This window comes from Romboutsia sp. D33t1_170424_H2 (assembly GCF_015669105.1).
GTDB classification, from domain to species: Bacteria; Bacillota; Clostridia; order Peptostreptococcales; family Peptostreptococcaceae; genus Romboutsia_C; species Romboutsia_C hominis.
Map to the genome: position 1 here is coordinate 125,751 of NZ_JADOZQ010000001.1, position 24,705 is coordinate 150,455.

Consider the following 24,705-nt stretch of genomic DNA (forward strand, 5'->3'; position numbering starts at 1 on the left):
ATTGACATTGAGAGGGAGAAGTATGGAAAATTTGGAACTTTTTTTGAGACAGCTTGCAAGTATCTTATGGGGAAATTGGTTATTATTTACCCTTTTAGCAGTAGGTTTATTATATTCCTTTGCAACAGGATTTGTTCAATTTAAAAAATTTCGGTATATAATAAACCAGACAATAATAAATCCTATGAAGCAAAATTTTAAAGGAGATAAATCAAGTTCTGAGGGGTCTATAACGTCATTTCAAGCAATGTGCACAGCTTTAGCAAGTTGCGTAGGTAGTGGAAATATTATAGGTGTTTCTACTGCACTTGCATCTGGGGGAATAGGTGCAATTTTTTGGATGTGGGTAGCTGCATTTTTAGGAATGGCAACTAAGTTTGGGGAAATTATTTTAGGTATTTTATATAGAGAAAAAAATAATAAAGGTGAATATATAGGCGGACCTATGTATTATATTTCTAAAGGGTTAAATCTACCTATATTAGGAAGTATAACTGCTATACTTATGACTGTTCAAATAATAGGTGGTAATCTTATACAATCTAATACTATATCTAGTGTGATGAAGAATACATTTAGCGTATCTCCATTGATAACTGGTATATTATTAGTTACTATAGTTTTTACCATAGTTTATGGTGGACTTAAAAGATTAGCAACTGTTACTCAAAAAATTGTTCCTATAATGGCTATATTCTACATATTGTTTGGCTCATTTTTAATATTAGTTAATATAGATAAAGTTCCAGGTGTATTAGAGGATATAATTAAAAGTGCATTTACATTTGAAGCTGGTGTAGGTGGTATGGCAGGTCATACTATCAAAGAAGCTATGAGATTTGGTGTAGCCAGAGGATTATACTCAAACGAAGCAGGGGAGGGTTCTGCTCCAGTAATTCATTCGGCAGCAAATGTAAAACATCCTGTAGAACAAGCTATATTTGGTGTTACTGAAGTATTTATAGATACAATTGTAATATGTACCATAACAGGATTGATTTTAGGATGTACAGGTGTATTAAATAGTGGTGAACATCCATCTATTTTAGTAATAAATGCGTTTAAAACAATACATCCATTAATGGGGTATATTGTATCTTTAAGTTTAATTTTATTCTCATTAACTTCTCTTATGAGTCAGTGGTATTTTGGATATGTAGGGCTAAATTATGTACTGGGAGAAACTGTAGCAGTTAATTTCAAATATGTTTTTCCTATATTTAGTATTATTGGAGCATTAGTTAGTATGGATATAGTATGGCTGATACAGGATTGTGCTCTTGGGCTTCTTATAATACCAAATCTTTTAGCATTGATTGTATTAGTTCCAAAAGTAAAAAAAGCCACTAATGAATATTTTGCATAGTATTAACTTAGTAAATTAAATAATATAAGTAAACTTTAATTTTGTGGTAAAAAATAAAATAGTTAAAAATTTAAGCGATTTCAGTATAAATTTAAAGAATGCTATACTAAATTAATAAGTAATAAAAAAGGATAGACTTATTTTGTCTATCCTTTTTTATTACTTTTGCTTTTGTAATAAATCCTTAATATCTCTAAGTAGCAAAACTTCCTCAGATATTTGAGGAGCATTTTCCTCTTTAGTTGCAGCCTCTTCTTTTTTTCTAGTAAACTTTAACTTGTTTATAGCTTTAACAAATATAAAAATACAAAATGCTACTATTAAAAAATCAACTGAAGTCTGTAAAAAATTACCTACATTCAAAGTAACGGCAGGAATAAATCCTATAGATTCTTTTAATACTATCTTATACTCTGAAAAGTTTATTCCACCAGTAGCCATTCCTACTATTGGCATTATAATATCATTGACTAAAGAAGTGACTATTTTAGAAAACGCACCTCCGATAACAACACCTACTGCTAAATCTATTATATTTCCTTTAACAGCAAATTCTTTAAACTCATTTAAAAATTTATTCATAATATGACTCCTTATCGAATTATTGATTATACATATTACTATATAATAATAAAACTTACAAGGGGTGAAAAATTAAAATGAAAATCTAAATATAATTATTATAAAATTATAACTATATTTAAGTATACTTTGGCTATGAATTATCCAAAATTAGGATTCTTAGAAAAATAGTGAGGATTACAACTTATTGTAGAAAACTTTTATACTAATTAATAATTAAAAATCATATACTCAATTAGGACATATATATAATAGAGGTGGTATTATATGAAAAATATATTAGTTAGTAAAATTAAAATAACATTAAATCTATTAATTTTAATAATTTCTTTATTATTAGTGGGGTGTTCTAAGGCTGAAGAAAAACCTAGAGAAAAAACAAGTACTAAGTCAAATGTATCGGTAGAAGTCATGGAGGCAGCTAAAAAAGAAGATAAAGAATCAGCTAGAAAAACAGGTAAAGATTTGAAAATAACTAAAGACAGTAATGAATTAAAAGAAAAGACATTATTTATAGAAAAATCTTATGATACTTCTAAAGAAGGTATAGATGAGTTAAAATCAAAATCTAAAAGCAGTAAAATATACACAAATACGCAAATAGAAGGAAATGTATTATTATTACTTGAAACTGACGGAGCCATAAAAAATATACGAGTACATGAGTTAGGTGAAGAATTTATGGATGTAGGAGTTGATATAGATGCATACTTAGAAAAATATAGTGAACTTAATTATATAGAACTTGAGGATGTAATATTAGATAAAAATAATTCAATAATAATAAGACTACATGAACCAGAAACTATACCAAACTATTGCATAACTTGGACTGATGAATTAGGTAATAAAGGGTACTATGTAGTAGCTTATGGATTTAATAAAGATGGAACAGAGATAGAAAGAGAAACAGTAAAAATAAATGTAGATAATAGTAAAAATGAAGATTTAAAACCTACTGAAAATATGACAAATAAACTATCAGAAGAAGAGGCTATTTATCTAGTTAAAGATAAATTAATAGGAGAAGGGTTGAATGCAAAAATTAAAGTAGATCATATAGAAGGTAATAATTATGTTATACAAGTTTATGAACTTGTTGAAATAGAGGGAGAGGGTTCACATATAGCTACTCTAGGATGGTATAATGTAGATATGTATACTGGGGAAATTACAAATTTATTTTAATATATCATTTATAAATTTACTTGTAAATATAAGTAAATATCTTATGGAAAATTTGAGAGTATATTTATATAGTAGATGAATATAAAAATGTTCAAATTACCTTTAAAAATATGACTATTGAGGAGATAAGTCTAGAAATACAGAGGGAGGTGGACATGAACTTGCTATTTGCAAGAGCTCTGTATAACTTCAAGGGGGGAAGTTTAATCTATTTTGACATGTAATATCTGTATTATTTTTTAGTGAAATTATGTAACTAAATATGGGATATATTATCTTATAATGAATATTTGGTCCATGGAACAATTAAGCAAATATTAAAAATATATTAAAAAAGGAGCGAATCTCGATTTGAGATACCTCCTTTTTTAATTATATTTTAATGAAGATTTTTTATTATCCAAATTTAATCTATTTCTAAAATAAGGTAATTGGGATAAATGGCTCAAGAGATAATTTGCAGAAAGTCCTATAAATATACCTGTAATAATACCTATTGTAGACAATACTGGAAGATATAGAAATACTCCAAAATTATTTAAAATAAGAGATGCTGCAAGTAATTGGCCTACATTATGAAATACAGCAGCACAAGAACTAACACCTATTACAGAAACATGTTTACCACCTAATTTTTTAGTAATTATAGTGGCAATAAAACTAAATATACCACCAGTAGCACTGTACAACAGTGTAGACATATTACCACCAAAGATTGCAGCTAAAAATACTCTTAATATAAGTATAATAAAAGAATCTTTATAATTATCTAATGTATAGATTGATATTATTATAATCAAGTTTGCAAGTCCAAGTTTAGCACCAGGAGTTACAAATGGAATTGGCATCATTCGTTCAATCAAGGATAGTATTAACGCCATTGACACGAGTAATGACATATAAATCATTTTAGAAGTTTTGTTTAATTTCATAATTAGTGTGATAGTATCATATCATCAGATGAACTATCTTTTTCAGCTCCTTTAATTTCAATTATTAATTCATTTGGTAGGCAAATAATATTTTCACCTACATTAGATATTTCACCTTGCTTTATGCAAAGCTCATCTTTGCAATTTGCTTTTATAATTTTTATTTTATTATCTTTTACTAATACATCATTAGTACCATGTTTAGATTTTATAGTAAAGGTTTTCTCATCTTTAAAAGAAGATAAAGGTATATTATCATAAAATTTACCATTAACTTTTATACTAACATAAGTTGAATTAAAATTTTTAGAAAGGGATTTTGAGAAAATTATACTCGGTACAAAAGATAAAATAAGTAATGATACAATAATAATAATATCAAGCTTTTTTAAACTTTTCATAAATGATTTCTCCTTTAGGTTATTCAAAAATATTAAATCTTCATATAATTGAATTTTAAAGGATATAAAATATAAATGGCAATCTAAAAAATATATTTTATAAAAAAATATTAATATGTTTACTAAATTAGAGTGTATAATCCCATTATAAATGGAATGTTCTTCAACTGAAGAAAAAATTTAAAACTCAAAGAGCAAAAAAACTACAAATTAAGTAAAAAGAAAAACTATTAATATATATAATTATTTTTATAACTAAATAATTGTTTAAATATTGACTTTACAATCAAATAATGATAAATCTATATATAAAAGAATGTACTTATGTATCATAAAAATAAAAAAGGGTAAGTATTTTAATTATTGTGTATACAGAATATAGTTATAATTAGAGATTATAGGGATAGCAAATATTATTATATAAGGGGAAATTAAATATGGGCAGAAAAATGATTGTTAGTATAATAATAATAATTTTAACTATCATTTTAGTGGGATGTCAAAAAGAAGAACAAGGTGAACAAATAGGAAGAACGGAAATATTTATGGGGACACCAATAACAATTACCTTGCATAGCGGGGGTAGCAAAGAAATATTAGATAAAGCATTTGGTAAAGTTTCAGAAATAGAAAACCTAGTGAGTATAAACAAAGAAGGTACAGAATTATATAAACTTAATAAAAATGCAGGTAAATCTTCAGTAAAACTAAGTGATACTAGTTATAAAATTATAAAAAAAGCAATAGAATATTCAAAGCTATCTGATGGTGGATATGATATTTCTATAGGTCCATTAGTTAAACTTTGGAGTATAGGCCTTGAAGGTGCAAAGGTCCCGACAAAAGAAGAAATTGATGAAGTTATAAAACTTATTGATTATTCAAAAGTAAAGATAAACGATAAAACCAAAGAAGTATTTCTAAGTGATGAAGGTATGATGCTAGATTTAGGAAGTATAGCAAAAGGATATACTGCAGATGAACTTGCAAATTTGTTAAGAGAAGAGGGTGTTAAAGAAGCTATAATAGATCTAGGTGGAAATATATATGCTCTAGGAAGTAAAGAAGGGAATAAAGAATGGAAAATAGGTATCCAAAATCCATTTGACGATAGAGGAAGTGTAGTAGGATCTATAGAAGTAGCTAATAAATCTATAGTAACAACAGGTGTTTATGAAAGATTTATAGAAGAAAATGATATAAAGTATCATCACATACTAAACCCCAAAACTGGATATCCTTATAAAACTGAAATAGCAGGTGTATCAATAATAGCTGATTATTCAGTAGATGCAGATGCTTTATCTACATTAGTTTTTACAAAAGGACTAGAAGAAGGATTTGATTTTGTAGAAAGTCTAGAAAATATAGATGCAATATTTATAACTAATGATAAAGAAGTATATATAACAGAGGGAATTAAAGAAACATTTAATATAATGGATAATGATTTTAAACTTTGTAATTAGATATTGGTGGTAGCGTAATATACATATAAGTAGTTTAAATTATTTTTATTAAATTGTGTATTTAAAGAGTATGTCAAAAGTTTTAAATAATTTATACATATCTAAACTAACTTTAAACCATCATCTTTTGAAGCTTGAAAAGTATTTATTATAAAATTTTGTGAAAATTTTTAATACTGCCTATTTTTTTTAGTTTGTTTACAATAAATTGCATAGGGTATAAAAAATTATACAAATCAACTTTAGGGGAGGTCTTTTTATGAATTACCAACTACAGCAAGTTCAAGTAATAAAAGCACTTGAGGAAAGAGGATTAGACAATATATTTACTATTTCAAGGGAAACTTCTAAAAGTGTACTTTTCCAAGCTAAGCAAACTTTAAAGAATGGTGATTGTATTATATCTTTAAGTTTAAATGGTGGTAACTTAGCTCCTATATATTATTGTATAGGTAGATTAGATAATCTACATAAGAAGAATGACTTATTAAATCTTATTAATGCTTTTAATGAAGAAAATTTAGTACTTAATTTCTTTTTACATGAGGATAATACAATAATGGCTAGAATCACTTACATATCAAATGAAAAAAACTTTAATGCCTATGATTATGTATCTTTAATTGAAGTAGGATTTAAGTCTATAGAGGATAATTATTATGATAAAATAATGGATGCTTCAAAATAATAATATTATTAAAAGACTAATATAAAGCTTAAAATTACATATTTTAATAATTTAATAGTTTTTATAAATTATGTAGCTATAAAAATAGTAAAATATAACTCATATATTATATTGTTATTAGCAATGTAGTATATGAGTTATATTTTTGAAATTTATACCAAAAAAGTATAATACTTTGAAGTTAATATAATGAATTTTATAAGTATAAAATCAATCGCTAGAAATCATAGAGATAGAATTATAAAAAATAATTTTGAGTTAGGAAAATTGTAACTTTGAAAAATAGGCTTTATTTATACAATAAAGTGCTATAATTATTTTGCGTACTTATCTATAAATTTAAAAATTCTAAAAAAATACTCATTACCAGTATCATCATATCCACCAATATGATTATTACCATCTATAATCCAAAGCTCTTTTTTGTTATGAGGAATAGATTTATATATTTCTTCACTATTATCAGAAGCACACACCTTATCACCTTTCTCATGAATAAGCATTATAGGAACAGTTGAATTTTCAACAGCTTTATAAGGCATAACATCATCAAAATTAAATCCAGAATGAAGCTTAGTATAAATATCACCCCAAAAACTAATATAGCTAGTAGGAATAAGAGGAATATTTTCTGCCTCGATACCTAATCTAACAGCATCTTCCATTTTAGAATATGGGGAATCTAATATATAAAAATCAACATTTTTATCCTTTTCATTTAAAGCAACGTGCATAGTGGAAGTAGCAGCTCCCATAGAAAATCCATGAACACCTATTTTTCCATCAGGGTATATTTTCTTAATATATTTAACAGCACTATCTAAATCATATCTTTCATAAAGTCCAAAACTATAATCATCACCACCACTTTTTCCTGTGTGTCTTTGATTGTATACTAATACGTTATATCCATTATCTAAATAGTTAAAAGAGTATCTTAGCATATCATAATAAGAACGACCAATACCATGAACCATTACTATAGTGTTATTAGTTTTCTTATTAGACTTTATAAGTAAAGATTCTATTTTATAATTGTTTTTAGTTTTAATCATTAAATTTTCATGTTTGTAGTTTTTTAACTTATCTAAAGGTTTATCAGGTTTTTGAGAGAATACTTCAACTATATTTTCACTTTTATTAACTTCAGATGAACCAACAGATCCGTAATACACTAGTTTTCCTAAGTAGTAGGAACCACCTAGTAGAGATAACACCATTATAATGGCTATAAATAACACTTTCTTCTTAGATGTCTTTTTCATTATGTCTCCTTTTTAATCTAGTTTTAGCACTAGATACTAATATCTATTATAACTTAAATTATTATATAGTAATATCTATATATTTTCAATATGATAAATATTAAATTTAATTTATTTAAAGATATATATTTGTATAATCTGTAGTATTAAGTTCATAATACCAATAAAAAGAAAAAAGGAGATTTAAAATTGATAGATATAAATACACTTTATCTAGAATCAAAAAAATCTATAAAGTCATACAGAGAATATAGAGAAATAAGTAAGATACTAAATGATAAAATATTTGATTATCTAGAAACTACCCAAAAAGGGTTAAATGATATTAATATAATGGGATTACTTAAAAATAATAGAGTATATTTAGATAAGAATATAGAATTTGACTACTGTCATGACTTTATATTATATGAAAAAACTCTAAATAATAAAAGCGGAGTGGACTTATTTCTAGAAAGTCATAAATTAGAAGACAAATCAGAAATAGAGCTTATAGAATCAATGAAAAACTCAAAAACTTCTCTTTACAAAGTAATAGATATAGATAAAAAAGACTTTAAAATTAAAATAGAAGATATAAATACAAAAGAAATAATAAATATAATAGATATATCTCTTTCAAGAACTTTAGATAAAGACCATTTGGTATTTACAAGAATAATAAGCATAGGTGATGTAAATTTTACATCAGGAATGGTTATGTTATTTAATCTTAATCATATAGATTTTTTAGAAAGAGTAGCAAAAAAGGAAATGAAAAAACTAAATATAGAAAATGAAAATGTTAAAAGATTTATAACATTTTTTTATTTATCTAGACAACATGGCTACAATATGACACTAACACCTACAACGTAATATTATAAAATTGATATATAAAAAGGGCATGGATACTCTGCTATTATATCTTAAAAAAATTAATACTATATTAAAACATATTCTAAAAATTAAAGCATTTGTCAATTTATGTTAAAAGAATAATTTATATGTTATAATTTAGGTAAAGATATTTATAAAAGGGGGCTTTTAGTGAGGGTGAGAAATGTCTTTAATAATTCCATAGAACAAAAAAGAATAAGTATGGTAATAATACTTTTAATATCAATGATAATATTTAGCTTATACATAATGAGGTTAAATTTGCTTGTAAACGAGGGAGTATCATTTGAGCTTACCAGGTCTTATTTTATAAGATTTTTCAATGCCGTTTTGTCAATACTAGGTATTTTAAGTTGTATTATATCTTATAATAGTAACAAAAAAAAGGAATTGTTTATAGTTGCATTAATGTACACTATATTTTTTATAGATATATTTGTATCAAACCAAATATATATTAAAAGTGATAAAACATATACATATTTTGCAATAGGAACATCTTTTATAAGGCTTATAGTTATGAGCATAGCAGCTAGTAACCTAGAAAAATTAAAAAATATAATTGATGAAAATAAAATAAAGGCTACATCAATAATTGTATTGATAACGTTTTTATTTATATACTTAGAGTATAAATATAATTTATATAATAATTTTCTAGATATTAATTTTATAAAAAATTATAACATATCATTATTTATAATATATTTAATTATATCAGGGATATTTTTCATAAAAAGTATAGTTAAAAAAGATTATATATATGGGGTAATAGGTTTTAGTGCCATAATGTTTTCTATAAAATCTATATATGATTATAGTAGTTTGATAAAACATAATGAAGAAATTAGCTTAACTGCAACATCGGTAATATATATGGGTTTTATTATATTTATAATAGGTCTATTTATAGAACTTAGTCAAAATATAAAGATGAATAGAAAATTAGATGAACAAAGGGACTTATTTTTTAAAATAGTAGAAGAAAATGAGTACAGTAGTATTGTTATATGTGATGAAGAATACAATATAAAATATGCTAATAAAAGAGCTAGAAATAATAACCTAAAAGCATTTAATATTAAAGAATCAAAAGGAGATAATGATAAACATAACTTAAAGTTTATACATTCAAGCAAATCAGTCCTTGATAAAGTTGAAAAAAAACTTAGAAAAGATGAAAATTATAGTGAAAGTATATACATACAAGAAAATGATATGATAGTAGATGTTTCTATACAGGAATTTGAAAAAAATAACACCATATACAAGTTGGTAAGATTAAAGGATGTATCTGAAAAGTACAAAATGGAAAAAGCATTACTAGAGTATGAAAATATAAGACAACAAGAACAAATTAAAACAGAATTTTTTGCTAATATAAGTCACGAACTAAAGACACCATTAAATATAATATACTCGACTATGCAATTATTAACGGCTAGTACACAAAAAAGTGATTTTAAAAATATATACTTAAGGTATAAAGGTTGCTTAGATATAAATTGTAAAAGAATGCTTAGGCTAATAGATAATATAGTAGATGTTACTAAGTTTGAAGTAGGATATAAGGTTCCTCAGTATGGAAACTATGATATAGTGGGAATTGTTGAGGGGATAACTACATCTGTTATAAACTATGCTAGTATTAAAAATATAGAAGTTATATTTGATACAGATGTAGAGGAACTTGATATAAAATTAGACCCAGACATGATGGAAAGAGTTATGTTAAATCTGCTATCAAATGCTATAAAATTTAGTAATAAAGGTGGTACTATCCTAGTAGATATATCAACTAATAAAAAATGGGTTAAAATAAAAGTAAAGGACGAAGGTATCGGTATACCTTCTCATATTAAATCAAGGGTATTTGATAGATTTGTTCAATGTGATAAATCTTTGAGAAGAGAAAATGAAGGTAGTGGCATAGGATTGAGTATAGTAAAATCTATAATTGAGCTGATGGATGGCAAAATTTACTTAAAAAGCGAGGAAAATATAGGTTCAGAATTTACTATTTTGCTACCTAATAAAGTATTAAAAGAATACAATAAAAATAAAGTTATACATAAAGATTATGATATAGATATACAAAGAATACAATTAGAATTTTCAGATATATATGAGTTATATAATGAAAGTTCTTATATACTATAAAGCTTTTTAATTATAATAATATATTTACAATTTAGCATAAATATTATTAATAATATTTAAAACAAAGGAACTAGATAGATGAAAAAGATAGTATTTAGATGGATAGTATTTTTAACAGTACCATCAATAGTTCTAGTAACTTATGTACTATCAACTAGGGTTGGAGTAAAATCTTATGAAATCGAATTTTTAATAATGCTAGGGCTTTTTTTAGGTATAATTATAGGTGGAGTTTATGAAGGGATTAGAATAATAAAATTAAAAAAATAAACTAAGAAGCTATATATAAAATCTAATGTTTATATATAGTTTTTTAGTATGGTAAATAATAAGATATATTATTAAATATAATCTAAAAAACAAAAATTTACAATTTATATGATATAATCACATATCATAGTATTGAAGGGGGATTTTAATGAAAAATTTTAATGTTTTTGAGGATATAAGAGAAGAAAATAAAAATAATATGATAATTATATTTCTAATATCTATTATAGTATTTGGGGTTTATATAATAAGATTAGGATCACTTATAGATGGACAATCAAATTTTGAATTCACAAGATCAGAGTTTATAAGGTTTTTCAATGCGATTTTAGCTGCATTAGGAGTTTTAAGTTGTTTACTATCATATAGTAGCAATAAGAAAAAAGAGTTATTTTTAATATCACTAATGTATATAGTTTTTTTATTAGATATATGTATTTCTAATCAATTAAACTATGAAAGTAATAATGTTGAGGTATATCTTGCAATAGGGACAACGTTTATAAGAGTTGTAATCGCACTTATATCTATTAGTAACATGGAAAATCTTAAAGGCTTTATTATAGAAAATAAAGTTAAAGCATTTATAATAGTGGTAATTAGCACTTTTATGGTTACGTATATAGAGTATAACTACAAAATTTCAGAAAGTATAATGAATATGGAATTTTTCATAGCATATAATATACTACTATTTTTTATATATTTATTTATAGCTGTTATTTTTTATATAAAAAGTATATCAGAAAAAGAATATATATATGGAGTAATAGCATCTAGTATACTCATGTTTGCAACAAAGTCTATATATTCTATAGCAAGTTATATATATACGAATGATGAAATTAGATTAACATCAGTTTCAATAACTTATATAGGTTTTATAATGTTTATATTAGGATTATTTATAGAACTTAGCGAAAATGTAAAGAAAAACAAAAAACTAGAAGAGCAAAAAGGTCTATTTTTTAGTATAGTAGAAGAAAGTAAACATAATAATATAATAATCTGTGATGAAAAATATAACATTAAATATTTAAATAAAAAGGCTATATCAAGTAGGAAGGAAGAGTATTCAGATTATTTATGCCGTGATAGAGAATATAAACTTAATATTGACAAGATATTTAAGGGAAAAATACTTTTTGATGAAATAGAAGAATGTTTACAAAAATATGATCATTATAACAAAGAAATATACATAGAAGGTGAAGATATATTCATAGATATATCTATACAATTATTTAAAAAAAATGATAAGAGATATAAAGTTGTAATTATTAAGGATGTATCTGAAAAGTATAAAATGCAAACAGCTTTATTAGAATATAAAAATATGAAAAAAGAAGAAAGAATGAAAAATGAATTTTTTGCTAATATAAGTCATGAACTTAAAACTCCTTTAAATATAATATATTCAACTATGCAACTATTAAATTATAGCTTAGATAAAAATAACTTTAAGGAAATATACTTAAAATATAAAAATAGCTTAGATATAAATTGCAAAAGAATGCTTAGATTAATAGATAATATAGTGGATATAACTAAATTAGAAGTAGGGTTTAAAGTTCCAGACTTTAGTAACTATGATATAGTAAGACTTGTTGAGGGGATAAGTACATCTGTTGTAAATTATGCTAAGGTAAAAGAAATTGATGTAATATTTGATACAGATGTAGAAGAGCTTAACATAAAATGTGATCCAGATATGATAGAAAGAGTCATGTTAAATTTATTATCAAATGCTATAAAATTTAGTGATAATGGTGGAACTATTTTAGTAGATATGTCAACTACAAACAAGTGGGTAAGTATCAAGGTAAAGGATGAGGGAATCGGTATACCTATTGAGATTCAAGATAAGATATTTGATAGATTTGTCCAGAGTGATAAGTCATTAAGAAGAGAAAATGAAGGTAGTGGAATAGGGTTAAGTATAACAAAATCTATTGTTGAGTTAATGGGTGGTAATATAAACTTAAAAAGTGATGGGGTAAGAGGAACAGAGTTTACTATTTTATTACCTAATGAAGTTTTAGAAGAGGAAAATAGCAAAAAAATAGTAAGTAATGTTTACAAAGTAGATATACAAAAGATACAGCTAGAGTTTTCAGATATATATGAACTTTATGATGTAGTATAAATATATTTAGTGAACTAATATCAAATTAAAATTAATATAATAAAGAGTATAATTAAGTATCTAAAAGCTGACTACTAAACTTAATAGGAGTCAGCTTTTTAATTAGCAAAATACCCTAGTTTAATATTATACAGAAAAGACCTCATATAAATACCTTTTACGTGTTTTCGATATAGGGTCTTTTTTGTACTTATTTTAATTATTTAACTAAGATTATAAGATTTAATTTTATGAAAAACTTTTAATGATTGTACAAATATGAAAAAACCAATAACTATTCCAAGAGATATTCCTAAAATTATCATAAAAGTTTCCATTCCCTTTTGTCTAAATACATTCATATTCATACTTATTGCTGCTAACATTGTATAATAAAAGCTACTACCTGGAAGTAATGGAACAACTGAAGGAATTAAACAAATATTAGCTGGTGTTTTTAACACACGTGCCATAATCTCAGAATATATACATACCAATATAGCAGATAAAAAATTTGCTAGAAATAAACTATTGCTCATATTCAAAACGAATAAATACATTATCCATGAAATAAATGCACCAAATGAGATTGGTATTAACTTTGACTTATCTACATTAAAGTAAATAGCAAAGCCAACTGTACCAGAGACAGCCGTTATAATTTGTATTAAATTACTATCCATAATTAAAATCCTCCAAGACTATATATGAAAAATACCAAATACTACAAGAGATAAGCCAAATCCTAATGCAACGGATAATGCAATTAAGACAGACTCAATTATTCTATAAAGACCGGCTATAATATCTCTATAAAATATATCTTTAACACCATTTACTAGCGCTAATGTAGGAATAAATAACATTATATTTCCTATCATAATTTTATCTACATTTTGTCCTAGTCCAAATTTAACTAAAATTATTCCGAAACATCCTGTTATAAAACTTAAAATCATTGTATATATCAAATTATTAGAACCATTCAAATTACAATATTTTTCCATAAAGAAAACAATCCCACCTATTACCCCTGCTAATATACCATCTAAAAAGCTTCCTCCAAAAAATATAGCAAAGGATAGAGAAGATAAAATATATCCAACACAGTTATAATAGCCGGAATTGACTGAGGAAACAGCCTTTTTAGTCATATACTCAATATCTTTTATATTTGGGGCATTTTTACAAATATATCTTGATAATTCATTTAAAGACTCTAATTTTCCTAAGTTATTTGATACCTTTTCTATTCTTACTGATTGAGTAGAATGATATCCTTCTTTAGTTTTTATAGTTGCAATTATTAAGGTTGTTAAAGCATAAATTTCTACATTATCTATACTATAAGTCTTACAAATACGTCTAATGCTATCTTCAACTCTCCATATTTCAGCACCAGCACTTAACATTGATTTTCCAATTTCAAGGGCAACACTTAATAAATATTCACTTTCTCTCTGATTCATAATATATATCTCCATCAAATATATGTCTTAATTTTAGTACTTTAGTTTAATAATATCTAAATACATACTTATACTACTCAAATGGTTGATTTATGTAACTTCATCAAAAAATTTATAAAATACAATTCATCATTAAAAAACTCATGATGAAGCCATATGTATATGAAAATATATAAATTCATAAAAATTAGATTTATAATTTAAATTCGAAATTCCAGTCTTGGAATTTAATTTTTCCTTAGTAATAAAAAAATTTATTTTACCCATATCATACCTTCTTTTTTTATTAGATTTAAATCTGATAAGAAAAAACTTACTATGATCTCAATTATTTGTTAATGAAGTTACTTAAGCTTATGAGCTATATAAATAGTAACTATATTTACAATATATATTGTAAAATTTTGTATTTTTATGTAAGAATTTCACGACATATAGTATAACACAAAGTAGATTAAAAATATATTCTCTTATATATAAGTAATTTGAAAATAGAATTGATAATATTTAATGTGTAATCTATACTTAAAAGGTAACTAGTTAAATACTCAGATGATAATGAAATAATGCAAAAAAAGCATATATCTAGGCAATGTTTTTTTATTGATTTAAATAATATATCAATAGATGAGATATTAATTAAAAGGGGAAAATTAATTATGCATGAAAAGTTTAAAATATTAAGCAATGATGTAAAAATACCTTTAGTTGGTTTTGGAACATACAAGTCAGGAAATGATGAAGAAACGGCTAGATTAGTAATAAAGGCTTTAAATGCAGGATATCGGATGATAGATACTGCCTATTTTTATGGAAATGAAGTTGGCATAGGTAAAGGGATAAAAGATAGTGAAATAAATAGAGAAGAAATATTTTTAGTAACTAAGCTTTGGAATGATGACCATGGATATGAAAAAACTATTGAAGCTTTTAATAAATCACTAAATAATTTGCAAGTAGATTATATAGATTTATATTTAATTCATTGGCCAAATAAATTAAATAATGAAACATGGAAAGCATTTGAATACTTATACGAAACAGGAAAAGTAAAAGCTATAGGTGTATGCAATTTTAAAGTAAATCACTTAGAAGATCTAAAGAAAAGCGCAAAAATAATGCCAATGATAAATCAAGTAGAAATTCATCCTTTTAGTACTAAAAATGAAATTTTAAATTACTGTAAAGACAATAATATTCAAGTTATTGCATGGAGCCCTATAAGTAGGGGGAGGGTATTTTCTAGTGATTTAATGGTAAACTTATCAGAAAAATATAAAAAAACAATAGCTCAAATAGTATTGAGATGGCATATACAAAGAGGAATTATACCTATACCAAAATCGTCAAATGAAGATAGAATAAAAGAAAATATAGACATATTTAACTTTGAAATTTCAAATGAAGATATAGAAGCTATTAATTCATTAAATGAGGGCGATTATGTATCTGTATCAAAGCCTCCGATTAATACTATATATAATGAAGCAAAGTAGTTAAAAACATATCACTATAAGTGATGCGGTTTTTAACTTATAAATAAATGTATTATGTGTAATATGTCAAAAAAGAAAGTACTAATTATGAGTTTTATAAAAGATTTAGTTTTAATATTATTATGGATATGAAAATATTTATATAGTATTAAAATATAAATATAATTTAGAATAATTATGCTATACTTATTATTAACAGATTATTAAATTTACTAAATAATAGGGGGAACATATGAATAATCAAGGGGAAAATCAAAAGAATGTAAAAGATACATCTAGTGTAGTAGTAGAAAAACTATTAAATTCTAGATCAATAATCATTTCAGGAGAGATAAACCAAGAGTTGGCTGAAAAAGTAGCAACACAATTATTAATTCTACAGGAAATGGGAGACGAACCAATAAAGATATTTATTAATAGTCAAGGTGGTCATGTAGAAGCAGGGGATACTATACATGATATGATTAAGTTTATTAAACCTCGCGTTATTATAATAGGTACTGGATGGGTTGCAAGTGCAGGTATAACAATTTACCTTGCTGCTGACAAAGAAGACAGATATTCACTGCCTAATACTAGATATATGATACATCAACCATTAGGTGGATGTAGAGGTCAAGCTACAGATATACATATAGAAGCAAAAGAGATAGTAAGAGTTCGAAAAAGAATTAATAATATAATTAGTGCTGCTACAGGACAATCCTTAGAAAAGGTAGAAAAAGATACAGATAGAAACTACTGGTTAAATGCAGAGGAAGCAGTTGATTATGGTATAGTAAGTAAAGTTATATCAAGTTATGATGAGTTATCTAATTTATAAGATGTATATGTAATAAATAGAATAACTAATATATATGAAAAATTAAAATAATAAAAAAGCCGTATCACAATCAAATGATACGGCTTTTTTATATATTAGTAGATTATAAATTACTTAAATTCTTCCAAGGTTATAATATGTCAAAAAAGCAATAAAAGTGTAACTGTTTGAAACTATACATCATATTAATATATAAACACATAATTAAGGGAGGAATATAGGTGTATAGTAATAACTTTGACAATATAACTAGAAAATTTAATGTTACAGTATTATCCATTCCGATTGTATATGACTTTTTTGGTGACTATGATCCAAATGGAATGATGTATATATTAAGTGAAGATAAAGGGAAAGTGAAAGAGAAGGCTTTGAAAAATTTCAACAATAAAGATCAAAAAGGAGATCCACTTCCAATACCTACAGAAGAAGTTCAACCTCTTACAATAAGGGCAAATGTCGGAGATACAGTAAGAATAGAGTTTGAGCACAATGAAAATAGAAGGTTATCAATTCATATGCAAGGACTTAAGTACAGAAATATAAAATCTGATGGTGCTAATGTAGGTTACAATGAAGATTCTACAGTTGGTCCAGGTGAAAAGATAATATATGAATGGTATGCAGATAGAGAAGGAATATTTTACTTTAGTGATATGGGAGATACTAGATTTAGTGAAGATGCAACTAATATACATGGCCTATTTGGAGCACTTATAGTACAAGCTAAAGGATCTACATGGACAGACCCTGTAGATGGATCTGAACTTCGAAGCGGTATATTTGCTGATATACACAATCCATTTAAGCCAAGTTTTAGAGAATATGCAGTGTATTTTCATGATGAACTTGAAGTTGTAAATAGATTTGGAAATCAAATAATAGATCCTCATACTAATCAACCAATGGCAGTAACTGCTATCAGTTATAGATCAGAGCCAATGGTAAATAGAGCTAATTTAATACCGCTAAAAGATAGAGGTATTAAATGTTGTAATCCTTTTAATCCAGAGGATAGCTGCAGCCGTACAGATATAATAGAGCCTAATCATATGCTAGTAGATGGTGAAGACGTTTCTATGAGCTCATGGACTTATGGAGATCCATCAACTTTTATACCAAGAGCATATAAAGGAGACCCCTCAAAATTTAGACTTATACATGGAGGTGTATTAGAAACACATGTATTCCATCTTCATACACATCAATGGAAGTTAGAACCAGATGATCCGAATTCTATTATAATAGACTCTATATCAGTAAGCCCTCAAGAAAGTCATACTATAGATATATTACACGGAGCAGGAAGCTTACCTGGGTCTATAGGAGATCACATATGGCATTGTCATTTATACCCTCACTTTCATGAAGGAATGTGGTCTTTATGGAGAGTATTTGATAGATTAGAAACAGGCAAAGATGTAATACTTGAAAATGGAGAAATCATACGTCCACTATATCCAGATGGAACTTATATAAAAGCTCTAAATCCTTTACCAGATAGAGAAAAACCACCTAAAAAAGATTTAGACCATCCAGGGTATCCAGGGTTTATAAATGGAGTGTTTAAAGAAAGGGCAAAACAGCCGCCTTTAGGAATACTTAATCAAAACGGTCAAAATAAAATGTGCCCAACTGATATTGAAAGAGCAAACCTTTCGAAGGATGTTACTAGAGGAGCTTTATACACTCAACCTTGTCCAGATACAAGTAAATGCTACTTTAAAGAGCCAGATGCTATTTTTGAACTATTTGCACTACAAGCAAAATTGATATATAACAATGCAGGGTGGAATGATCCATATGGAAGATTTTATGTTATGAAAGAGCAAATAGAAGAATATACAGGACATAAGATGACAGATGAAAATAAAGAAAAGTTAGCTAAAATGTATGTAGCTGGAATAGAAAATGAAGAGATTAATGTAGAGCCATTAGTTATAAGAGCTAATGAGGGTGATTGTATAGAAGTTAGACTTACTAATTTCTTACCAGAAACATTACCGAAAACAGAATTTCAATTAGAAACTTTAACTGATAATGTAGGCTTTCATATACATTTAGTTAAGTTTGATGTTATAGCTTCAGATGGTGGTGCAAATGGATATAATAATATGGCTTCTGTTTTTTATGGAGAAACTATAGTAGAAAGATATTATGCTAATGAAGAATTAAATGCTTGTTTCTTCCACGACCATCTTAATCCAAATTCACATCAACAACATGGAGTGTTTGGAAGTCTTATAATAGAACCTAAAGGATCCACATACCATGATCCGAAAACAGGTAATCCAATAAAATATGGGACAAAAGCAGTAATAAAAACACCTTCAGGTAGAACTTTCAGGGAGTTTGGATTATTTGTTCATGACTTTGCATTACTATTTGATAAAGATAAAAATCCATTAAATCCACCGCCATTTTCAGGGTCACATGATGATCCAGGTGTTATGGGCATAAATTATAAATGCGAACCCTTAAGAGAAAGATTAAATGGTAATGACCCAAATCATGTATTTAATGATCCAGCTTATGTATTTAGTTCTAACGTACATGGTGACCCAGTGACACCATTACTAGAAACATATCCAGGAGATGAAATTGTAATAAGATTATTAGATGGAGCACAAGAAGAGCAACATGCATTTAATATAAATGGAATGAAGTGGAGAAAAGAAATAACAGATAAAAAATCACCATTAGTTCAATCTCAAACATTAGGAATATCAGAAGCATTTAATATAAAAATAACAGATGACTATAAAGCAGGTGATTATATTTATTACTTTGGAGGACAAGATGATTTCTGGTTAGGTTTATGGGGAATAATAAGAGTTTATAAAGATAAAACTGAAAAATTATTGCCTATAGGTAATAATAATAATTGTATAAATAATATGGATACAATGAAAAATAAAAATATAATCACTAGAGAGTTTCATATAGCAGCCATCCAAAAAGATATACTATATAATAATTTTAAAGATCATGATCCAGATGGATTGTTATTTGTGCCATATGAACACAAAGATGCTATAATTAATGGAACGATGGAACCAATTCCATTAATATTAAGAGCAAATAAAGGTGAATATATAAAAGTAACTTTAACTAATTTATTCACTAAACCAATACCATACCAAGATTTTCCAGGAGTACCAGTGGATAAAGAAATTAAGCCGTCTATGAGGGTAGGAATTAGCCCACAATTTTTAAAATTTGATCCAATAAATAGTAGTGGTATAAATATAGGATATAACGATGTAGATCAAACTGTAGGACCTGGAGAAAGTATAGAATATTTATGGTACGCAGATGAAGAATATGGAACTTGCTTATTATCATCATTTACAGATATAAGAAATCATAGATATCATGGTTTATTTGGAGCAATAATAATAGAGCCAGAAGGATCACAAATACGTAGTTCTAGCAATAATGGAAATAAAGACAATTATAAAGAACAAGTAACAGTATCTGTAGATGGAAATGAACAATTTAGAGAGTTTGTAATGTTTATGCACAATGGAATAAGACTTTTGGATGCACATGGTAATTTAATAAAAACTAATCAAGTAAATGAAGATGGTGAAGTACCTGAACCAGTAGATTTTGAAGATAGAGGTGAAAAAGGATTTAATTACAGATCAGAAAGATTTTTTAATAGATTAAAATATAATCCTAACTATGATATATCAAAAATATTTAGCTCTAAAGTTCATGGAGATCCAGCTACACCAATATTTGAAGCTTCACCAGGAGAAAAAGTTATAATAAGACTTCTAATGCCAGCCGATAAGCCTAGAAATACTTGCTTTGTACTTCATGGACATGAATGGAAAGCCCAACCAGAAGAACCATTTACAAGAATCATATCAGCTCAAGGAGCTATGAATATAGGAAATGTGTTTAATATAGAATTACTAAATGGAGCATCCATGATACCTGGGGACTATTTATATAGATCTGGGCTTATAAGATGGGATATAGAATCAGGTATGTGGGGTATATTTAGAATTAATAATTAATACGTAAAGTCATATCTCAATTAAAAGATAGTCTTCATAAAATTAAATTAAAAAGCTATATAAACTTAAAGTTTATATAGCTTTTTAATTTAATTTGAAATTGATTGTAAAAATTTAGGTATTATATCATGATTGTAGTGCTTAAAGAAATAATTTCATAGATAATAACATTAAGCTAATTCTAAAGCAATTTCCATCATTTTAGTAAAAGCAGTTTGTCTTTCCATAGCAGTAGTAGCAACACCTTCAAAAGGTAAATCAGATATTGTTAACATACATAATGCATTAACTCCTGCACGAGCAGCGTTCATATATAAAGCAGCAGCCTCCATCTCAACAGCTAATACATTCATCTTACTCCATGATTTTAATGCATCTAAACCGCCATCGTTGTAGAAAACATCACTAGAGAATATGTTACCAACTACTGGAGTTATTCCCTTTTCTAAAGCTATATCATGAGCTTTTTTTACTAATTCAAAACTAGCTATTGGAGCAAATGTACCAGGTAAATTATACTGAGACCCGTAATTTGAATCAGTACAAGCTGCCATACCTATAACTATATCATGTATTTTTAGATTGCTATTTAAAGCACCAGCAGAACCTATTCTTATAAGATTTTTAACACCATAAAAATGTATTAATTCATAAGAATATATTCCCATAGAAGGTCCACCCATACCAGTACCTTGAACTGATATTCTTTTACCTTTGTAATATCCTGTATATCCGTACATTCCCCTAACCGTATTATACTCAACTGCATTTTCTAAAAAATTTTCAGCTATAAATTTAGCTCTTAATGGATCTCCAGGTAAAAGTATAGTTTCAGCTATATCTCCTAAATTTGCAGCGTTATGTGGTGTTAATCCCATGTCTAAATCCTCCTAAAATGTCATATATATTTTAAATATTATTTTCTATTATCATATTCCTTTTGATTAACAGGAATAGTTATTTCTCCCTTTTTCACTTTTTCAGTTTGTTCTTTAACAAATGCTAAAATTTCTTCATTAACATTTTTTTCAGTAGTAGGAGCTATTCCAACTCCATCTTCATTAATTCCGAAAACACTTATTTCCCCACCTTTAAAATCTCCGTTAACTAAATCTTTAACCGTATTATATACTACCATATCAACCCTTTTAATAGCAGAAGTTATAACATTGTCAGGTGCTAAAGAGTTTTGGTCTTTATCAACACCTATTGCCATTTTATTATTTTCTCTAGCAGCTTCTATAGCTCCCGAACCAGTATCTCCAGCTGCTGTAAATATTATATCTACATTATTTGAATGCATTTGATTAGCAATAGCTTTTCCTTTAGCCGCATCTGAATAAGTATCTGCATATTGTCTTAAAACTTTAGTACCCTTTCCTGCATCATCAACACCTGCTAAGAAACCATACTCAAAACTTTCTATTATTGGATTTTTAGTACCCCCTATAAAACCAACAGTATTAGTTTCAGTTTTCATACCAGCTATTAATCCTACTAAATAAGATGCTTCTTCAGCATTAAACATTATAGAGTTTACATTTGCTGGTTGCTTTTCATAAGAATGATCTATAATAGCGAATTTTTGATCTGGATAGTTTTCAGCAGCTTCTCTTATAGCTTCATCCATTTGAAAACCTATACCAATTACTAAGTCAGAATCATTATCTACAGCTGTTTCAACATTTTGAGCATAATCAGACACTTGTTTAGATTGTATGACTTCAACATCAACTCCAAGCTCTTTTTCAGCTTTTTGCAGTCCTTCCCAAGCTGATTGATTAAAAGACTGGTCATTTATACCACCTAAGTCAGATATCATAGTTATCTTTAAAGTATCAGATTCTTTACTACCACTACTTGAACTACATCCCACAAGAGCAAAAGACATCAATGATAAAACAACCCCTGCTGTCAATATTTTCTTAAACCTCATATTTTACCTCCAATGTTCATTGATTGATTTTATTTTAATATAAAACTTATATAAAATACAACAGTTTTTTATAAAAAAATACAAAATATGATATACTAATAAAAAATATTCAATAAGTATGATGTATTAAATAAAAATAATAAATAAATAAATCGTATTTTAAGTTTAAAATATTGAAAAATATTCGTGATTAATATATAATTTTAAAAAATGAGAAAAAGGGAGTTTATTATGAAGCAGATACTTATAAAAAATGCATATTTGATAACAATGAATGGACAAAGGGAAGTTTATGAAAATGGCAAACTGTTAATAGAAGATAATAAAATAAAGGCAGTTGGAAATTTTGATGAAAGTATAGTAAGTTCTGGTGCAGAAGTGTATGATGCAAAAGGGAAAATACTTATGCCAGGATTAGTAAATACTCATGTTCATTTGTCTCAACAACTAGGCAGAGGAATAGCAGATGATGTAAATTTATTAACTTGGTTAAGAGAACGAGTATGGCCTTATGAAAGTAGTTTTGATTATGAAGATTCATTAATATCATCAACAGCTTGCTGTATAGAATTAATACGTTCAGGAGTAACAACTTTCTTAGAATCAGGCGGACAATATGTAGATGCAATGGTAGAAGCAGTAAATAAAACAGGAATAAGAGCATGTTTAGCAAAATCAGTAATGGATGAGGGGGAAGGATTACCTAAAGCATTTGATAAAGCTGCACAAGAAGAATTAGATACACAAGAAGAGTTATATAATAAATATAACAATACATCTAATGAAAGGGTAAAAATATGGTTTGCTCTTAGAACAATATTTAATAACTCTGATGAATTAATACTTAAAACTAAACAATTAGCAGATAAATACAAAACAGGTATACATATGCATGTTGCTGAAATAGAAGATGAAGTTGAATTTGCAAAGCTTAGAGCAGGGCTTACAACAGTAGAACATCTAAATAAATTAGGAGTGCTAGATAAAAATTTATTGGCTGTTCATACAGTATGGTTAACAGAAAGAGAAATAGAGCTATTTAGATTCTATGATGTTAAAGTTTCACATAATCCAGCAGCAGCTATGAAAGTAGTATTAGGGTTTGCATCAGTACCTGAAATGTTAGAAAAGGGAATACCTGTATCAATAGGAACAGATGGAGCTCCGTCAAACAATAGAATGGACATGATGAGAGATATGTACCTAACATCATTAATACATAAAGGTAGAACGTTAAACCCAGAAGTTGTAAATGCAGAGACAGTATTAGAAATGGCTACTATAAACGGTGCAAAGTGTGCATTATTAGAAAAGGAAATAGGAAGTCTTGAAGTTGGTAAAAAAGCAGATATGATAATACTTAACCCAAACACTATACATTCACTGCCAATGCATAATCCAATAGGAAATATAGTATACTCTATGAGTAGTGAAAATATTGAATCAACAATATGTGATGGTAAGTGGTTAATGAAAGAAAAAGAAATATTAGTATTAGATGAGGTAGAGCTTTTAGAAAAAGTAAAGAATCAAGCAGAAAAAATAAGAAAAAAAGCTAATATAAACTTAACAACTAACTTTAAAGTAATAAAATAAATATGATAAATTAATAAATTATGTAATTTTAA

General features: G+C 26.7%; 20 protein-coding genes. 12 read left to right on the forward strand and 8 right to left on the reverse strand.

The genetic code is table 11. From position 1 onward, the window contains the following. Positions 1–22 precede the first annotated feature (22 nt). Positions 23–1,366, forward strand: a complete 1,344-nt coding sequence (locus I4U66_RS00655; RefSeq protein ID WP_195928303.1) for an alanine/glycine:cation symporter family protein — start codon at positions 23–25, stop codon at positions 1,364–1,366. Positions 1,367–1,525: 159 nt separating this feature from the next. Here the strand turns inward: I4U66_RS00655 and mscL are convergent, their stop codons facing one another. Then, a complete protein-coding gene (gene mscL, locus I4U66_RS00660) occupies positions 1,526–1,948 on the reverse strand; it encodes a large-conductance mechanosensitive channel protein MscL (RefSeq protein WP_195928304.1) in 423 nt (140 codons plus the stop codon). 267 nt (positions 1,949–2,215) lie between these two features. Here mscL and I4U66_RS00665 point away from each other — a divergent pair, with 267 nt between their 5' ends. Next, positions 2,216–3,136 carry a hypothetical protein gene (locus tag I4U66_RS00665; protein WP_195928305.1) on the forward strand — a complete coding sequence of 307 codons (921 nt, stop codon included), beginning with the start codon at positions 2,216–2,218 and terminating at the stop codon, positions 3,134–3,136. A gap of 368 nt (positions 3,137–3,504) precedes the next feature. Here I4U66_RS00665 and I4U66_RS00670 read toward each other — a convergent pair whose 3' ends face one another. Continuing rightward, on the reverse strand, positions 3,505–4,035 hold the full coding sequence (locus tag I4U66_RS00670; RefSeq protein ID WP_242977266.1) for a Gx transporter family protein: 531 nt from the start codon (positions 4,033–4,035) through the stop codon (positions 3,505–3,507). A 35-nt stretch (positions 4,036–4,070) separates the two neighbouring features. Next, positions 4,071–4,469: a NusG domain II-containing protein gene (locus I4U66_RS00675; protein ID WP_166504936.1), complete on the reverse strand. Its 399-nt coding sequence runs from the start codon at positions 4,467–4,469 to the stop codon at positions 4,071–4,073. Positions 4,470–4,906: 437 nt separating this feature from the next. Between I4U66_RS00675 and I4U66_RS00680 the strand changes: the two genes are divergently transcribed. Both I4U66_RS00680 and I4U66_RS00685 read left to right on the forward strand, forming a co-directional pair. Beyond that, a complete protein-coding gene (locus I4U66_RS00680) occupies positions 4,907–5,938 on the forward strand; it encodes an FAD:protein FMN transferase (RefSeq protein WP_092927116.1) in 1,032 nt (343 codons plus the stop codon). A 259-nt stretch (positions 5,939–6,197) separates the two neighbouring features. Further along, on the forward strand, positions 6,198–6,626 hold the full coding sequence (locus tag I4U66_RS00685; RefSeq protein ID WP_092927114.1) for a hypothetical protein: 429 nt from the start codon (positions 6,198–6,200) through the stop codon (positions 6,624–6,626). 314 nt (positions 6,627–6,940) lie between these two features. Here I4U66_RS00685 and I4U66_RS00690 read toward each other — a convergent pair whose 3' ends face one another. Further along, on the reverse strand, positions 6,941–7,891 hold the full coding sequence (locus I4U66_RS00690) for an alpha/beta hydrolase (RefSeq protein WP_195236834.1): 951 nt from the start codon (positions 7,889–7,891) through the stop codon (positions 6,941–6,943). A 189-nt stretch (positions 7,892–8,080) separates the two neighbouring features. On the opposite strand from I4U66_RS00690, the gene I4U66_RS00695 reads away from it, so the two are divergent. The 4 genes from I4U66_RS00695 (at position 8,081) to I4U66_RS00710 (ending at position 13,346) form a co-directional block, all read left to right on the forward strand. Then, entirely contained in the window at positions 8,081–8,749 is a 669-nt protein-coding gene (locus tag I4U66_RS00695) for a hypothetical protein (RefSeq protein ID WP_166504939.1), read from the forward strand. A gap of 171 nt (positions 8,750–8,920) precedes the next feature. Then, complete coding sequence (locus tag I4U66_RS14875; protein ID WP_195928306.1) at positions 8,921–10,930, forward strand: sensor histidine kinase; 2,010 nt, start codon at positions 8,921–8,923, stop codon at positions 10,928–10,930. Positions 10,931–11,008: 78 nt separating this feature from the next. Continuing rightward, entirely contained in the window at positions 11,009–11,200 is a 192-nt protein-coding gene (locus tag I4U66_RS00705; protein WP_092927106.1) for a hypothetical protein, read from the forward strand. A gap of 148 nt (positions 11,201–11,348) precedes the next feature. Next, the gene (locus I4U66_RS00710) at positions 11,349–13,346 is read left to right on the forward strand and encodes an MFS domain-containing histidine kinase (protein WP_195928307.1); all 1,998 of its coding nucleotides are present in this window, start codon (positions 11,349–11,351) and stop codon (positions 13,344–13,346) included. 203 nt (positions 13,347–13,549) lie between these two features. Here the strand turns inward: I4U66_RS00710 and I4U66_RS00715 are convergent, their stop codons facing one another. Both I4U66_RS00715 and I4U66_RS00720 read right to left on the reverse strand, forming a co-directional pair. Then, positions 13,550–14,008, reverse strand: a complete 459-nt coding sequence (locus I4U66_RS00715) for a threonine/serine exporter family protein (protein ID WP_092927102.1) — start codon at positions 14,006–14,008, stop codon at positions 13,550–13,552. Between the two features lie 18 nt (positions 14,009–14,026). Continuing rightward, positions 14,027–14,794 (reverse strand): threonine/serine exporter family protein, encoded by a 768-nt coding sequence (locus tag I4U66_RS00720; RefSeq protein WP_176698703.1) that lies wholly within the window; start codon positions 14,792–14,794, stop codon positions 14,027–14,029. 659 nt (positions 14,795–15,453) lie between these two features. On the opposite strand from I4U66_RS00720, the gene I4U66_RS00725 reads away from it, so the two are divergent. From I4U66_RS00725 to I4U66_RS00735, 3 genes are all read left to right on the forward strand, one after another. Next, positions 15,454–16,290, forward strand: a complete 837-nt coding sequence (locus I4U66_RS00725; protein ID WP_092927098.1) for an aldo/keto reductase — start codon at positions 15,454–15,456, stop codon at positions 16,288–16,290. Between the two features lie 232 nt (positions 16,291–16,522). Beyond that, entirely contained in the window at positions 16,523–17,113 is a 591-nt protein-coding gene (locus I4U66_RS00730) for an ATP-dependent Clp protease proteolytic subunit (RefSeq protein WP_092927096.1), read from the forward strand. Positions 17,114–17,334: 221 nt separating this feature from the next. Next, on the forward strand, positions 17,335–21,141 hold the full coding sequence (locus tag I4U66_RS00735; protein ID WP_195580864.1) for a multicopper oxidase domain-containing protein: 3,807 nt from the start codon (positions 17,335–17,337) through the stop codon (positions 21,139–21,141). Between the two features lie 170 nt (positions 21,142–21,311). Here the strand turns inward: I4U66_RS00735 and deoD are convergent, their stop codons facing one another. Together deoD and I4U66_RS00745 are read right to left on the reverse strand one after the other, a co-directional pair. Beyond that, complete coding sequence (deoD, locus tag I4U66_RS00740; RefSeq protein ID WP_092927092.1) at positions 21,312–22,019, reverse strand: purine-nucleoside phosphorylase; 708 nt, start codon at positions 22,017–22,019, stop codon at positions 21,312–21,314. A gap of 38 nt (positions 22,020–22,057) precedes the next feature. After that, on the reverse strand, positions 22,058–23,077 hold the full coding sequence (locus I4U66_RS00745; protein ID WP_092927090.1) for a BMP family lipoprotein: 1,020 nt from the start codon (positions 23,075–23,077) through the stop codon (positions 22,058–22,060). 231 nt (positions 23,078–23,308) lie between these two features. On the opposite strand from I4U66_RS00745, the gene I4U66_RS00750 reads away from it, so the two are divergent. Next, complete coding sequence (locus I4U66_RS00750) at positions 23,309–24,673, forward strand: amidohydrolase (RefSeq protein ID WP_092927088.1); 1,365 nt, start codon at positions 23,309–23,311, stop codon at positions 24,671–24,673. Positions 24,674–24,705: the final 32 nt, after the last annotated feature.

Coding starts and splice junctions, on each gene's coding strand:
- deoD (WP_092927092.1), bottom strand. CDS start 22,019: ATGGGATTAACACCACATAACGCTGCAAATTTAGGAGATATAGCTGAA.
- I4U66_RS00665 (WP_195928305.1), top strand. CDS start 2,216: ATGAAAAATATATTAGTTAGTAAAATTAAAATAACATTAAATCTATTA.
- I4U66_RS00720 (WP_176698703.1), bottom strand. CDS start 14,794: ATGAATCAGAGAGAAAGTGAATATTTATTAAGTGTTGCCCTTGAAATT.
- I4U66_RS00705 (WP_092927106.1), top strand. CDS start 11,009: ATGAAAAAGATAGTATTTAGATGGATAGTATTTTTAACAGTACCATCA.
- I4U66_RS00710 (WP_195928307.1), top strand. CDS start 11,349: ATGAAAAATTTTAATGTTTTTGAGGATATAAGAGAAGAAAATAAAAAT.
- I4U66_RS00690 (WP_195236834.1), bottom strand. CDS start 7,891: ATGAAAAAGACATCTAAGAAGAAAGTGTTATTTATAGCCATTATAATG.
- I4U66_RS00685 (WP_092927114.1), top strand. CDS start 6,198: ATGAATTACCAACTACAGCAAGTTCAAGTAATAAAAGCACTTGAGGAA.
- I4U66_RS00750 (WP_092927088.1), top strand. CDS start 23,309: ATGAAGCAGATACTTATAAAAAATGCATATTTGATAACAATGAATGGA.
- I4U66_RS00745 (WP_092927090.1), bottom strand. CDS start 23,077: ATGAGGTTTAAGAAAATATTGACAGCAGGGGTTGTTTTATCATTGATG.
- mscL (WP_195928304.1), bottom strand. CDS start 1,948: ATGAATAAATTTTTAAATGAGTTTAAAGAATTTGCTGTTAAAGGAAAT.
- I4U66_RS00670 (WP_242977266.1), bottom strand. CDS start 4,035: ATGTCATTACTCGTGTCAATGGCGTTAATACTATCCTTGATTGAACGA.
- I4U66_RS00655 (WP_195928303.1), top strand. CDS start 23: ATGGAAAATTTGGAACTTTTTTTGAGACAGCTTGCAAGTATCTTATGG.
- I4U66_RS00730 (WP_092927096.1), top strand. CDS start 16,523: ATGAATAATCAAGGGGAAAATCAAAAGAATGTAAAAGATACATCTAGT.
- I4U66_RS00680 (WP_092927116.1), top strand. CDS start 4,907: ATGGGCAGAAAAATGATTGTTAGTATAATAATAATAATTTTAACTATC.
- I4U66_RS00715 (WP_092927102.1), bottom strand. CDS start 14,008: ATGGATAGTAATTTAATACAAATTATAACGGCTGTCTCTGGTACAGTT.
- I4U66_RS00675 (WP_166504936.1), bottom strand. CDS start 4,469: ATGAAAAGTTTAAAAAAGCTTGATATTATTATTATTGTATCATTACTT.
- I4U66_RS00725 (WP_092927098.1), top strand. CDS start 15,454: ATGCATGAAAAGTTTAAAATATTAAGCAATGATGTAAAAATACCTTTA.